The 14305-nt window shown below is 50.4% G+C and carries 11 protein-coding genes; 4 read left to right on the forward strand and 7 right to left on the reverse strand.

Annotation, left to right across the window (positions count from 1 at the left end; translation table 11 throughout):
* Positions 1 to 111: 111 nt before the first annotated feature.
* Positions 112 to 2865: an MASE3 domain-containing protein gene (locus H8K38_RS01855; protein WP_186883072.1), complete on the reverse strand. Its 2754-nt coding sequence runs from the start codon at positions 2863 to 2865 to the stop codon at positions 112 to 114.
* Here H8K38_RS01855 and H8K38_RS01860 point away from each other — a divergent pair.
* Positions 2864 to 3022, forward strand: coding sequence for a hypothetical protein (locus H8K38_RS01860; RefSeq protein WP_186883073.1), 159 nt, complete (start codon positions 2864 to 2866; stop codon positions 3020 to 3022). The two genes, H8K38_RS01855 and H8K38_RS01860, sit on opposite strands and share 2 nt — an antisense overlap.
* Here H8K38_RS01860 and H8K38_RS01865 read toward each other — a convergent pair.
* Together H8K38_RS01865 and H8K38_RS01870 are read right to left on the reverse strand one after the other, a co-directional pair.
* Positions 3012 to 3578, reverse strand: a complete 567-nt coding sequence (locus H8K38_RS01865) for a response regulator (protein WP_186883074.1) — start codon at positions 3576 to 3578, stop codon at positions 3012 to 3014. The genes H8K38_RS01860 and H8K38_RS01865 overlap by 11 nt on opposite strands.
* Positions 3579 to 3700: 122 nt before the next feature.
* A complete protein-coding gene (locus H8K38_RS01870; protein WP_186883346.1) occupies positions 3701 to 4657 on the reverse strand; it encodes a 4-hydroxyproline epimerase in 957 nt (318 codons plus the stop codon).
* A gap of 252 nt (positions 4658 to 4909) precedes the next feature.
* Here H8K38_RS01870 and H8K38_RS01875 point away from each other — a divergent pair, with 252 nt between their 5' ends.
* The 3 genes from H8K38_RS01875 (at position 4910) to H8K38_RS01885 (ending at position 8816) form a co-directional block, all read left to right on the forward strand.
* Positions 4910 to 6988, forward strand: a complete 2079-nt coding sequence (locus H8K38_RS01875) for a TonB family protein (RefSeq protein WP_186883075.1) — start codon at positions 4910 to 4912, stop codon at positions 6986 to 6988.
* Positions 6989 to 7149: 161 nt separating this feature from the next.
* Positions 7150 to 8043 carry a TIGR01777 family oxidoreductase gene (locus H8K38_RS01880; RefSeq protein WP_186883076.1) on the forward strand — a complete coding sequence of 298 codons (894 nt, stop codon included), beginning with the start codon at positions 7150 to 7152 and terminating at the stop codon, positions 8041 to 8043.
* 59 nt (positions 8044 to 8102) lie between these two features.
* A complete protein-coding gene (locus H8K38_RS01885; protein ID WP_186883077.1) occupies positions 8103 to 8816 on the forward strand; it encodes a tRNA-uridine aminocarboxypropyltransferase in 714 nt (237 codons plus the stop codon).
* A gap of 51 nt (positions 8817 to 8867) precedes the next feature.
* On the opposite strand, the gene H8K38_RS01890 is transcribed toward H8K38_RS01885, so the two are convergent.
* The 4 genes from H8K38_RS01890 to H8K38_RS01905 all read right to left on the reverse strand — a co-directional run bounded on the left by H8K38_RS01890 (position 8868) and on the right by H8K38_RS01905 (position 14183).
* Positions 8868 to 10850: an OPT family oligopeptide transporter gene (locus H8K38_RS01890; protein ID WP_186883078.1), complete on the reverse strand. Its 1983-nt coding sequence runs from the start codon at positions 10848 to 10850 to the stop codon at positions 8868 to 8870.
* A gap of 438 nt (positions 10851 to 11288) precedes the next feature.
* Complete coding sequence (gene groL, locus H8K38_RS01895; protein ID WP_186883079.1) at positions 11289 to 12938, reverse strand: chaperonin GroEL; 1650 nt, start codon at positions 12936 to 12938, stop codon at positions 11289 to 11291.
* 50 nt (positions 12939 to 12988) lie between these two features.
* A complete protein-coding gene (groES, locus tag H8K38_RS01900) occupies positions 12989 to 13279 on the reverse strand; it encodes a co-chaperone GroES (RefSeq protein ID WP_186883080.1) in 291 nt (96 codons plus the stop codon).
* Positions 13280 to 13973: 694 nt separating this feature from the next.
* Positions 13974 to 14183, reverse strand: coding sequence for a hypothetical protein (locus tag H8K38_RS01905; RefSeq protein WP_186883081.1), 210 nt, complete (start codon positions 14181 to 14183; stop codon positions 13974 to 13976).
* Positions 14184 to 14305: the final 122 nt, after the last annotated feature.

Raw genomic sequence — 14305 nt, forward strand, 5'->3', positions numbered from 1 at the left:
ATTTATTTCCAGATAGCAATGCTAAGGCTTTTGATTATATCGAGTCAATCGAATTTATCGATTTGTTGTTTGCGGGAGAATCTGCGATTGCAAAGTGTGTATTGTTTTACATCAAGGTTTTTTGTTGTTGATGTCGAAAATATCGGCAATGGTTGTCAGTAGTGCTGCGGTGGCAACCGGCTTGGTGAAGTAATGCCTTATTCCTTTGCGAAGGGCTTCATCGCGGTCTAAGCCATCACTGTATCCAGTGCACAGTATCACTGGTAAATCGGGTTGCATGCTGTGCAGGTAGCGGGCCAGGGTCACGCCAGTGATGCCTGGCATCGTCTGATCGGTGATCAGTAAGTCGATGGCAATCTCTTCGTTGGCAAGTGCATTCATCACCTTGTACGGATCGGTAAATAGTTCCACCTGATAACCGGCACCTTCGAGCAATTCCCGCAGAAATCCGCCGACGGCGGGTTCGTCATCCACGACCCAGATGCGTTGTCCGGTTCCGGTGACACCGACTGCACTGGAATTTTTTGCGGCTGGCGATTTGCATTCTGACGCCGGAACGATGGAAAACAGAAGCCGGAAGCGGCTTCCGAGGTTAGCACCGGACTCCACCAAAATATGGGCGTCCGAGCGCCGCAGTATGCCCTGTACCATAGACAAACCCAGCCCGGTTCCTTTGCCCACTTCCTTTGTCGTAAAAAAGGGATCGAATAAGCGCGACATATTTTCGGGAGAGATGCCGCCGCCATTGTCAGAGACATCGATCGCCAGGTATTTACCGGATAACCTTTGCTGACTGATGGCGCATATTTCCCCGTGTAACTCTGTCTGATGCAGATGAATGTCAATCACGCCATGGGTATCAATCGCATCGCGCGCATTGATGACGAGATTCAACAGGATCTGGCTTAATTCTCCTGCATCCATACGGATGCACAGATCATCTTCGATATGGCTTTGTAACTGTATGCTGGAAGGTAGCGACGGCAACATCATTGCCACCACTTCCTGTATTACTGAGGCGGGAGAAATCAGGTTCACGCCTGTGCTGGCCTGGGTGCGGGTGAAGGTCAGCATTTTGGCGATCAGATCCCGCGCGCGTTCGCTGGCCGTGATGACTTCTTTCAGATAGATCGCCAGTTTGCTTTGTTTATCCGGCACGAAGCGTTCCAGCGCCAGATTGGAATAGCCAAGAATAGCGGCCAGAATATTATTGAAATCATGCGCAATGCCGCCCGTCAATTGCCCCAGCGCCTGCATCTTTTGCGACTGCTGCAATTGCCGTTCCAGTTCCTGCTTGACGCATTCCGCCTTCTCTCTTTCAGAGATGTCGCGCGTGAAAATAAAGAAATGCCTGGATTCCGGATCGTAAGTTACGGAAACTTCAACACGGAAAATATGACCGTCTTTATGGCGATGATGTGTTTCAAACTGATCGCGATATTGTGTCCTGATTTTTTGCAGATGATTTTGGGCGTTTTCAGCACTCTGCATAACATGTAACTGACTGATGCTCATCGTCAGCAATTCCTCCATGGAATAGCCGGACATTTTTACGTAGGCTTCATTGACTTCCAGCAGATCTCCTTTGGTATCAACGATGACGAAGCCATCAATCGCGGTATCGAGCACGCGCTTGTGCCGCAATAAAGCTTTCGTGCTTTCTGTCACATTTTCACCAACCGAAACATAACCCTCAATGATCCCATTGTCGTTCAGCAGCGGCGTGACGGTGCGATTGATGATGAAGCTTTCGCCGTTACTTCGGGTAATGGTGATCGCGCCGCGCCAGATACGCCCCGCTTCTACGGTTTTTCTTAATTCTGCTGCGATCCTGGGGTCTGGTGTGATCGGTGCTGAAAATAAACAGGCCTGCCCAGCGACTTCCGATGCATCCGGGGGAAGAATGGCGCGTGACGCCGGATTTCTCCAGCGCAGTAAGCCATTTTCGTCGGTAAGAAAAATCGGCGTTGCGGAGGATTCCAGTGCCATTGCCTGTGAACGCAAGGTTTCATTGATTTTTTGTACTGTTTCCGCATGCATCGCCAGCGTCTGATATGGCTTGCGCACAATCACTACAAACATCGCGCGGTAAATCAGCGCATAACTGACGACCTTGTAAAAATGTCCGATGACATTCGATGTGTCACTGATGACGACGTAGTCTGCAAAAAAAAATTCACTCATCGCCGAGATGGCAATTGCCGCGAACATCAGTGTTGAAAATTCCTGACCAGATGCGCGTGCGAGACGATAGTAACGGAAGGCGGCGACGGACAGTGCTGCGGTGATCAGCCATTCAGTGACGATCTTGAACTGGCTTAATCCGGTGTTTTCATTGTATGTAATGATCAGGCTGTTTTCCTGAAAAAAGACCAGCCACAAAATCCCCAGGTTAATGACGCTGAATGCGACCAACACGGTATATCTGAAGCGCCGTCCGGGCGGATGCAGATTGGGAAAAAAGCTGATGAACAAAATAATGCCAGCAAACAGTATTCGCGCAAAAAGCCAGAAAGCAATCGACTTTTGTGGCGAGGATGGCGTGATCAGATCAGGCATTCCTTTGTAGGACATGACATGCGCAAAATCGAGCCAGCCAGCGGCGAGTAAAGTGACGGCGATCAGCAGCAGGGAAGTAGAGACTTCTTTTTCCGGTGTGTGCCAGACTGCCGCAAAAATCAAAAACGCAAACAGAATGGCCGCAAATTCCAGCAAGGTATGCAGAGGAAGATAATACTGGTGCGGAATATGAATATCCGTCAGAGGCAAAAACATCGCCAGCAAAAATAAGGAGGCAAAGACCGCGACCAGATATAGCTGCCGGTTTAACAGCTGGCGCTTTGCGTCGACTCCAGAGATGAGCATGATGTCATTCATTCAGCGTCCATTCAACGTTCATCGTGGCATCAGTTTTATTCATCGTCGGCATGACCGTAAGAATAATTCAAGCGAAGCAGAAAGAAGATCATCGATGGCGACTGTATCGATGTATGAAGCCTATTCTGACATGGTCAGATGTTGAAGCCTATGACCTGAAACAAACGTGCAGTATCGATAGGTTTTGAAAAGCAGCATTCGACACCGACGGAGAGAAGCTCCGCTTCGTTTTCCGGGCTCAGATATCCGCTCATGGCGATAATTCTGACATTGGCTTGCCCCGGTATTTCCTTGATCTGACGGCAGACTTCGGTACCTTTGATGCCCGGCATCATCAGGTCGAGCAAGACAATATCCGGGGAAAAAGTATGCACTTTACGGCCTGCATCAAAGCCATCGTAGGCGGCTTCGACCACCATAGGCTGTTCGCCTTCACCAAGTAATTCCATCAGGAAGCCAGCAAAAGCCTTATTGTCATCGACGATCAGAATTCGCTGTGGCCCCTTGTTTCCGGCGGGATTCCACTGGCGGGCAAAGCGTTCGACTTCTTCCAGACGAAAACGACGATGTCCACCCGGCGTGACTTCGGCCTGCAATAAACCTCTTTGTGCCCAGCTACGCACAGTAATTGGCGACACCATCATCCATTGCGCGACTTCATTCGGCGTCAGGTAAGGTTTCTTTTTGTAGTCTTCAGTCATAAAAACGATTAATTCGATAATTTACAGATGTGCCCAATTATGTCACTTTATTGATTTTGAGAAATAAAATAATATTTCTGTAGCCCTCTGTCAGCGTGCTTTGAATGCAATGATCACGCGTATCAGCGTATGCCCCAGACAAACGGATCTTCCTCATTCAGCAGTATGTCTGCCTCCATGTTGACAAAGGCCATTCCACGTAAGCTCGGCAATATCTGTCCGCTTGCCTGACGCTCAGGCGAGGCTGGCAACTGATACGACGCTTCGAAGACGCTGCCGATAATACTCTCCTGACGCCACACTTCGCCCGGAGCCAGTTTATTGTCTGCCGCGAGGCAAGCCAGCTTGGCGCTGGTGCCGGTGCCGCAAGGCGAACGGTCATAGGCTTTGCCTGGGCAGAGCACAAAGTTCTGGCTGTGATTATTCGCTTTGGTCGCGGCGCCGAACAATTCAATATGATCGATGAGCGCATTGTTCTCGCCAGTAATCTGGCTGGCTTCCAATGCTTGTCTCACGCGCCATGCATAGTCGGTCAGGCGCTCAACGTTCGACAGATACAATTCTTGCCCATGCTGATTGATCAGGAAGAACCAGTTGCCACCCCACGCGATATCGCCGCAGACTTTGCCTATCCCCGGCACATCTACGCTGACAGCGCTTTTGTAGCGATAAGCGGGAACATTGTGGACGGTAACGCTGTGATCGTCATGTAACTCAACATTCACGATACCTACCGGCGTTTCTACGCGATGTTGTCCGGCCTTGATCTTTCCCTGGTGGGAGAGAGTTGCGACAAAACCGATCATGCCATGACCGCACATGCCGAGATAGCCGACATTATTAAAGAAAATAATTCCCGCCACACAAGACGGATCTGCAGGTGTGCACGCCAGTCCGCCGACGACGACATCTGAGCCACGCGGTTCGCAGGCGGTGGCGCTGCGATAGTGGTCAAACTTGTCGCGAAAAACTTGCAGACGTTCAGCGAGTGAACCGCTGCCTAAGTCGGGGCCGCCACCGACGATAATGCGGGTGGGTTCGCCACCGGTGTGTGAATCAATGATGGAGATTTTTTTCAACATGCGTTTCTTTCTGCGTGCGGATATCAGTGATGGTATGGTGCCATAGTATAAATGCCTGACGTTTGTTTTATCCGGGACGTTAATTTTTTTCCGGCAAACGCCTGCAATTCTCAGGTCAGAATCTGCAACAATATGGATTGCCGAGCATGCGATAATGAGGCTTGGCGACGAGCGCATCATAAGACAACATCGCCAGTTCCCAGTTTTTGATTAACTTGCAATTTAGCCGAATTTTCCACTATCTGCTGCATGAATCTGTTTCCAGCCAAAACTGAACATCAATTGCCTGATGAGATTAAAAAACGCCTGACTGGCGGCTTGTTGATTTCTTTGTTGGTGCATGCATTCATCCTGTCGTTGCAGTTTGGCTTACCGGGTGTCGGCTTACCGGGTCTCGAAGTACCCTGGGATAAACGCCGTGCAGAAACACCTGAACTCAGCATACAAATTGCGGATGTTGTTCCTGCGGCAGCCACGACAGCCTCACCTGCTGGGGTGACCAGTTCTGACCCTGTTGCAAGTGCAACCCTAAAAGCTGAAACGAACACCGTTTCGCCATCAACGGAGCCCGCAGTCTCTGCGGCTCCGCTTGCTTCCCCGCCCGCCCCGGCAATGGCTGGCGCGCCGAAATCAACGGCGACGCAGGGCATACAGTTGTTGGCACCGTCGATTGCTGTTGCCAGCGTCGCTGCACCGGAGAAAAAAACGCGCACCAAAGCCGCGAAAGCGAAAAAATCTGTGACCCGGATACCTGTTGCTATGTCACGCCCGCCACGGGTTGTCGCGGTGGATGTGCCTGACATTATTACTCAGAATAATTTCAGAAACGACACTTTCAGCGTCGCGGTTCGTGATCCGGAAGAAAGCAAAAAAGAGCTTACGCAGAATGAAGAGCAGAGAATGTTTCCTGACCCCGTAAGCCAGTCAGTTGAAGAGCTGACTGATCTGCCGTCGGTCGCGGTCAGTCGCTTTGAGCCGGATGCGCAGCAGCGTGAACGGCGCGAACAAAAAATACTGCAGGCGACGAAAGAATTGTTGCAAGAAAAAATTGCAGCACCTGCATCCACGCAGCAAAGTGTGAAGCAGATGGAAGACGCCAGCCGCAAGCAAATAGCTGAAGCAGTGCGCAAGGAGGCTGACGCTGCGTTGGCACTGAAACAGCAAGAAACACAGCAACAGCATGAAGCCGAGCAGCAACAGCAACGTATTTTGCAAGAAGCCAGCAAAGCCAATGCCAGTGCCCTGGCGGCAACCGCGTTACAACGTATCGATAATATGAAACTTGTCGATGACAGCCTGAAGCAGCAAATGCAGACTGAGCTTGTTCAGCGCGAACAACAACGCAAAGAGCGCCAGACAGCCATGCTCACTGCGCGTCAGCAGGCAGAGGAGCGCGAGGAAGAATTGAAGCGGCAACGCGAAGAGGCATTGCGCAAACAACAGCAGATGGAAATGCAAATTGCTCAGGCAAAAAATGAGGAATTGCTGGAACGCCAGAAAATGGAAAAACTGGCAGAACAACGGGCACAGCAACAAGTGCAGCAACAAGTGCAAGAGGCTCAACAAAAAGCGCAACAAGAGCGTCTTGAAAAACAGCGTGCCGAGTCCGCTCGCCAACAGGCTGAACAGGTGCTGGCGCAGCAACGTGAGCGCGAACAGGCTGCCATCGCCGCAGCAAAATCTGCCGGTACGAATAAGCTGGCGAATGCCAATGATCATCCGCTCACCGCTGGCAAGGCGGATGGCAATAGTGCCGTTGGCAAGACCAGCGCGTCCGGTAGCCACAGTAATTCTGCAGGATCAACTGCCAGCAATGCTGCGGGAAGTGGCGACAAGACTGCTGCTTTTGTTTTGCCGCAAAGCTTACTCAGCAGCGATCTGGCGAACCGTTCGCGCGAACAGGCGCGTGGCTTAGATTTGTTGCGTGGCACGCCGCCATTGCCGCGTGCCGACACTGAAGAACGGCCACGCCGTCGCAGTGTGTTAGGCAGTGCGGAAAAAGATATCCAACTGCGTATGTACATCGATAGCTGGAAGCAAAAAATCGAGAGAAACGGGAATCTGAATTTTTCTCAGACATCACGCGATAAAGCGCGCGGCGATCCTGTCGTCACGGTGGCGATCCGCAGCGACGGCAGTGTTGAGGAAATTACGATACACCGATCAAGCGGGCGAGCTGATCTGGATCAGGCAGTGCGCAATATTGTTCGTATCAACGCCAAGTACGCTGCATTTCCACCGAATATCGCTGCACAATATGACGTGATAGAAGTGCGTCGTGTATGGAATTTTGATGATGGTTTGCGCATACTCGAAGAGTTGCGCTGATCGCCGACGAAGCTGATTCTTTGACGCACTTTTGTTTCATCACCGCCATTGCTGTTTGCAATTATGCCGTTCGGCGCTGATTGTTCAGCGCTGTGAACTGAGAACGGTGATGGGAAAGTGATGCAAGGTCTTCTGATGAAAAAATATTTAACGAGGCTGATATGCGTATTCTGATCACAGGTGGTACCGGGTTAATCGGCCGCCGTTTATGCTCGTCCTTACTTGATCACGGACATGTGCTGACTGTGTTCAGCCGCCATCCCGAAACGGTCAGATCTTTGTGTGGTAATGCCGTCCATGCGATGCAATCGCTGGATGAATATCATGTCGATACCGAGTTTGATGCCATCATTAATCTTGCTGGCGAACCTATCGTCGATAAACGCTGGACCTCCGCCCGGCAAAAAGTTTTACGTGACAGCCGGATCGCCCTGACTGAAAAGCTGCTGCAAAAAATTTCTGCCGCCAATTTCAAGCCTGAAGTTTTTCTGAGTGGTTCTGCGGTGGGCATTTATGGAAATGGCGGTGATCAGTTGTTCAGTGAGCAGGCCGCTGTGGCTAAAGATTTCGGCGCTCATCTGTGTGCCGACTGGGAAGCGGCTGCAAACAGGGCAGCAGACATGGGAATTCGTGTTTGCATCTTACGTACAGGACTGGTGCTGGACGCTGCCGGTGGCATACTGAAGAAAATGCATCTGCCATTCAGTCTCGCTCTGGGCGCGCGCATTGCTGATGGCAAACAATGGATGAGCTGGATTCATGTGCAGGATTACGTGGCCATCGTGCGCTATTTACTGGACGATAAAAATGCAGCTGGGCCCTACAATATGGTGGCACCGCATCCGGTAACGAACCGCGAATTCACCCAGACCCTGGCCGCTGCTTTACACCGCCCCGCGCTGTTTGTTGCGCCGGCATTTCTGTTGAAACTGGCGATGGGCGACATGGCCGAGTTACTGACCGGCGGGCAACGCGTGCAGCCCATGCACGTTGCTGAGTTGGGCTACGAATTTCAGTATCCGTATCTGGCGGAAGCGCTGCATGATTTACTTTGAGCGATATCTGGCATCAATCAGTTCAGTCTGTAGCGCATTGACATGAACAGTCTTATTGCATGAATTTTTCTGCGATTTCCCCGGCATCAGCTAAACGTGCGATTTGTCGGCGCTGCCTCCGTCCGCAATCTGCTTGTATCTGCAACTGGATAGTACCTGTGAATAACAGGGTAGAGGTATTGATACTGCAGCATCCTCTGGAAGTGAATAATGCGAAAGGCAGCGTACGTCTGCTGGATTTGTGTCTGCAGCATTCACGTGTTCTGACGGGCGAGGTTTTTACCGCCCAAACTTTGATGCAGGCCTTGTATGCACCCGCTGATGTGCTTGCCGATGTAGCTGCAGATGCGGCGATGGATGTCTCAAATGATACGCGGCCTGTGGCGCAAATTCGGCCTGTGTTGCTCTATCCTGATACGTCTCTCATCGAAGCCACAGATCTGGCCTTGCCTGTGGCCGAAAAATATCAGGAAAGTGAGCAAATACAAGGACTCCGGTTGGTGATTATCGATGCGACCTGGCGTAAAAGTCGCAAAATGTTGTATCTGAATCCCTTACTGCAAGCCTTGCCACGCCTGAGTCTGGAGCAGATGCCTGCATCGCATTACCGGATACGTAAAGCGCACAAAGCAGATCAATTATCGAGTCTGGAGGCCTGTGCTTATGCGCTGATGCGTCTGGAAAACGACGAAGACAAATATCAATGTTTGCTGCAGGCATTTGATGGTTTCGTTGATCAGCAGCTCGGCAGTATTCCGGCAAACCTCAGATAAAAAAAGCCCCGCATCGTGCGGGGCTTTTTTAATATATCAATACTTCAGTTATTACATCAGCACATTGATGATCGCATTACCGATCCCCATCAATGCCGCACCTGAAATCAGGCCGGCACAGATAGGCTCGCAGCCTTCGACCCAGAATTGATGACCAGTCGTACCTTTCTCGGTATGCTTGCGCCCCATCCACCAGAATACGGCAGCACCTATCCACATCGCCAGACAGGCATCCGGTGGTAATACAACACCAAGACCAATCGCTACTGCTGACAATGGAACTTTACCCTTGGTGATGATTTTAGCGCCTTCGATGACCACCGCAGCAATGGCGGCAATCACCATTGCGATGACGGCTGACGTCGGCAAACTGCTGATGCCTTTGGCAATCAGTTCGGCCATGCCTTTCCACTGCATCGCGGATGGATGCGAAAACTGGTCGCTGACGATGCTTGCCGTGTCGCGCACACCTTGAGCATCTGCAGGTAAGAACAGCAGGTAGTAAATTGGCACACAAGCGAGTGCGCCAGAAATAATCCCGATGATGTGACCAATCGCCTGTTGGCGAGGTTTTGCACCCAGCATGTAACCCGGTGTAATGTCGGATAACAGATTAGAAGCATTCGATGCTACTTCGGCGGTCATCCCGGCAGGGATCATGTTGCTGGCTGGGTTGACTCTGTCGATCGCACCCATCGTGATCTGGGTGATTTTTGAGAGCGCGCCGGTTGGTGTCCAGGATGTCAGTGCCATCGAGTTCGCACAAATCACAGACAGCAGAAGAACTAATGGTAAGGCCGCGAACGTCAATACCATAGGCACGCCGAAAAAGCTGAAATTCAGCCACGCGCCGAGCATACTGAAAGCAGGAATGCCGACATAGGAAATCATCAGCGGCAATTCGATATTTTTCAGCAAATCGTTGTTGCTGCTGATCTCTTTCTTTTTACCGAAAGATTTAAATAAGCTGGTAAAAATCTCAGGCTTCGCTGCCAGCGTGACGATAGAACCGACGACCATGATCGATACCGCCCACCACAGACCCCATTGATTCAGAATTTCGACGCGGGAAATCGGTACGGCTTTACCACTGGGAGCGATACGCGCGACGATATCGCCTTTTTGTATCATCAAGGGGCCAAGTAAAGCAAAATTCAGCAAGCTGCCGAACAACAAACTGCTGGCAACCCGGATACCCATCAGACCACCGACGCCAAACATCGCCGCATCGACGGTAAAGCGCAAACCCAGTGTGCGGAAATCGATTCCCAGGATTTTTGGCACCCATAAATCAAATTTCACCGCTGCCATGTAATAGTATTCGTCAAACCTTTCCTGCAGATGCCAGGCTTCTTTCATACCAGCCCATTTATCCATTTGCAGCAGTTTGAATTGCAGCAGTCGCATCCAGCCATCGCTGATCAGGAACTGATAGGCGCCAGCAAACAGCGTCGTCAGGCCCAGCAGTTTGGCCTGGCGCATGCCTTCTTTGCCATCACCGGAATACAAAGTGTCGAGCACCACACCGCAGGCGCGGCCTTCTGGAAACGGCAACTGATCTTCGTTAATGAAGCGGCGTTTCAATGGAAACGCAACGAGCACACCAAGCACAGAGCAGACCACCATCCAGATCATCATGTGCCACCACGGAATGATTTTGCCGGTCACCAGCATGTACGCGGTAATCGGGGCCACCATCGGCATGGTCATATAACCTGCGGCAGTGGCAATCGATTGAGCGCAGTTATTTTCGAGAACGGTAAAGTCTTTGGCGATACCGGTTTTGGACAAAATCCGGAACAGGGCAAAGGCCAGGATCACGGAAGTCAGGCCAACGCCGATATTCACACCGGATTTAGCGGCGATATACAGCGCTGTCGCGGCCAGAATGCCACCTAATAAAAAACCAGTCAGTGCTGAACGAAATGTCAGCTGTGGCATATCGCCACGATAAATATTCTTGAACCACCACTCGTCTTTCTGAGCTCGGGTCCAGGTGCGTACCTGCTCTTCAGATAATTGTTGCAGCGCCATTATGTCTCCGGGATGAAATAGGATACCAACCGCATCAGCGTGCAGATGGCGGGCATAGGTATTTGCCAGTTTTATCAACGCTGATGTCGAAATAATGAAAATAATTTTTCAGATGCCGCAGTATCTGAGTCATCAATCTTGCTGTCAAGATGTGTGACGACAAATATCGTTGAACGTAGATTGCCTTCACGGTGATTTTTGACGTAACGCAGCAGAGCGGATGCCAGAGGTATCAGCAGCAGGATGTTGGCGGGGGAGACGAGTGAAAGGAAGAGGGAATGAAAGTAGTACTGAAAGCAGAATTGACATTCGCAACGAAGAAGGAAATTCTGGTTATTTATTTTCCCTACAAATATGCTGCACGCTGAAATAAAAAAAGCTCTGCAAAATAATTGCAGAGCTTTTTAGTATGCAGCTCAAACTGAGCAGCAAGCGGTATTACATCATGCCGCCCATACCACCCATGCCGCCCATACCACCCATGTCGCCCATGCCACCAGCTGGTTTGTCTTCAGCCAGTTCAGCAACCAGAGCGTCAGTAGTCAGGATCAGGCCGGCAACAGACGCTGCATTTTGCAATGCAGAGCGTGTTACTTTTGCTGGATCCAGAATACCCATTTCAATCATGTCGCCGTAAGTGTCATTAGCAGCATTGAAACCGTAGTTGCCTGTGCCGTTGATGATCGCGTTGACCACAACAGATGGTTCGCCACCAGCATTTGCAACGATTTCACGCAATGGTGCTTCGATTGCTTTCAACACCAGCTTGATACCAGCTTCTTGATCTGCATTGTCGCCTTTGATCACGCCAGCTGCTGCACGAGCGCGCAACAGAGCAACGCCGCCGCCAGGAACGACGCCTTCTTCTACTGCAGCACGAGTTGCGTGCAGAGCATCTTCAACGCGCGCTTTTTTCTCTTTCATTTCAACTTCAGTTGCAGCACCGACTTTGATCACAGCAACGCCGCCTGCCAGTTTGGCAACGCGTTCTTGCAGTTTTTCACGGTCGTAGTCAGAAGTTGCTTCTTCGATTTGCGCGCGGATTTGTTTTACGCGTGCTTCGATAGCGATAGCCTGACCAGCGCCGTCAATCACTGTCGTGTTTTCTTTACCGATTTCTACACGTTTAGCCTGACCCAGATCTGTCAGCGTTGCTTTTTCCAGTGTCAGACCGACTTCTTCAGCGATCACGTTACCACCAGTCAGGATAGCGATATCTTCCAACATCGCTTTACGACGATCACCGAAGCCAGGCGCTTTTACAGCCGCTGTTTTCAGGATGCCACGGATGTTGTTAACCACCAGAGTTGCCAGTGCTTCGCCATCAACATCTTCAGCGATGATCAGCAGTGGGCGGCCAGATTTAGCCACTTGTTCCAATACCGGGAGCAGATCACGGATGTTCGAGATTTTTTTGTCGAACAACAGGATGAATGGGTTTTCCAGAATAACGGATTGTTTTTCTGGGTTATTGATGAAGTATGGTGACAGGTAGCCACGGTCAAACTGCATACCTTCAACGATGTCGAGTTCGTTGTTGAGGGATTTGCCATCTTCAACAGTGATCACGCCTTCTTTGCCCACTTTGTCCATTGCGTTGGCAATGATGTCGCCGATGTCAGCGTCAGAGTTTGCAGAGATAGAACCAACCTGAGCGATTTCTTTATTCGTTGTCGTTGGGCGGGACAGTGTTTTGACTTCAGCAACCAAAGCGGTTACTGCTTTGTCGATACCGCGTTTCAAGTCTGTTGGGTTGAAGCCCGCTGCAACGTATTTGAAACCTTCGCGAACGATGGCTTGTGCCAGAACTGTCGCTGTTGTTGTGCCGTCACCAGCGTTGTCGGAAGTGCGGGAAGCCACTTCTTTCACGAGCTGCGCGCCCATGTTTTCCAGCTTGTCTTTCAGTTCGATTTCTTTCGCAACAGAAACGCCGTCTTTAGTTACTGTAGGCGCGCCGAAAGAGCGTTCCAGAACAACGTTACGGCCTTTAGGGCCCAGAGTGACTTTTACTGCATTTGCCAGAATATTTACGCCGTTAACGATTTTCGCACGTGCGTCATCGCCAAAAATTACTTGTTTAGCTGCCATGTTATTTTCTCCAGAATCTTGTGGATTTCTATAGTGCTACAGGGAAAGAATTACTTCTGTACGATCGCGAAGATATCTTCTTCACGCATGACCAGCACTTCGTTGCCGTCAACTTTGACAGCCTGGCCAGAGTATTTGCCGAACAAAACGCGGTCGCCGACTTTCACTTCCAGTGCGCGGATCGAACCGTTATCCAACTGCTTGCCAGCGCCAACGGCCAATACTTCACCTTGATCTGGTTTTTCAGCTGCTGCGTCTGGCAGAACGATACCGGATGCAGTTTTTGTTTCTTGATCCAGACGTTTGACGATAATGCGATCGTGCAGGGGACGAAGATTCATATTAACTCCTAAAATAATTACAAAAGTAAAACTACCGAAGTAAAACGGGGCTCATCACAAATTCAGACAGAATGACATTGAAACATCACCTGATTTTGCATAAGTCCCATCAGCAAACAAACAAAAATGTGCGCCGTAGATGGTGTCAGTGTTCGCCACTTTCAAGCCCCTTACTTCACACATACATGTGCTGCACAAGAGCCACCACGCTAACAGCGGCTAAGTTGCCTGCAATGCTGAAACCAGTCGATTTTAACATTGTTAGCACTCTCTTGTGTGGAGTGCTAATTGTATGGACGAGGTCAGGTTTTTTCAAGGAAGAATGTTGAAAAAGCAGTTTTATTTTAAAAATCAGAGGCTTAGCGACGCTTTTGGCTGGTTCTCATTTTCAACGTCCACATAACAAGCCCGGCAAGCTCTCGCAAACTGTCTGATAGGCGATTAGGGCAGGGGCATCATCGCGGCAAACTTATTCCATGTTTTGATTTCCCCTTCTTCACGTACTGACCACTTTAAGCAGATGGGCGCGATGTATTTTTGTGCCCGGCGGTGTCAGGCAGTCTCAGGCGTGTTCCATGCCCTAAAAAACCGGAAAATATACTCCCCGGAGTATGTATACAAGCCCAATGTTTCTGCTGAGATTTGGGGTGTTTTGCCAAAAACAGGGGGGAGTATGCGGATTTTCGCTTTTTCTTTACCATGCTGTTTGCCCATACAGGCTTGCTGTGTCGCGGCTGGTGTGATCGCGTCGGGTGTTGTTGCGTTCGCGAACGATAAAAACTGCCTTAGAGGGCGCGGCGTGATCTGTCAGTGTATGATGGGCTGGCGCTATCGGTGTATGCCGTAGTTTTGGCTGCAACCAGCGTCTGGAATGTGGATAGGCATGTGCATGAAAACGCGTCAAAGGCGGCGTCAGGAAGAGTCATGCGAATCGTGAAATGTTGCCACGTGGAAATTAATTGTCTAGTATACGCACGCTTTAAAATACGCACGCTTTGAAACTAAGGCAGTTTTTAATATCAGGCT

Source organism: Undibacterium sp. FT79W (assembly GCF_014284215.1).
Taxonomy (GTDB): Bacteria; Pseudomonadota; Gammaproteobacteria; order Burkholderiales; family Burkholderiaceae_D; genus Undibacterium; species Undibacterium aquatile.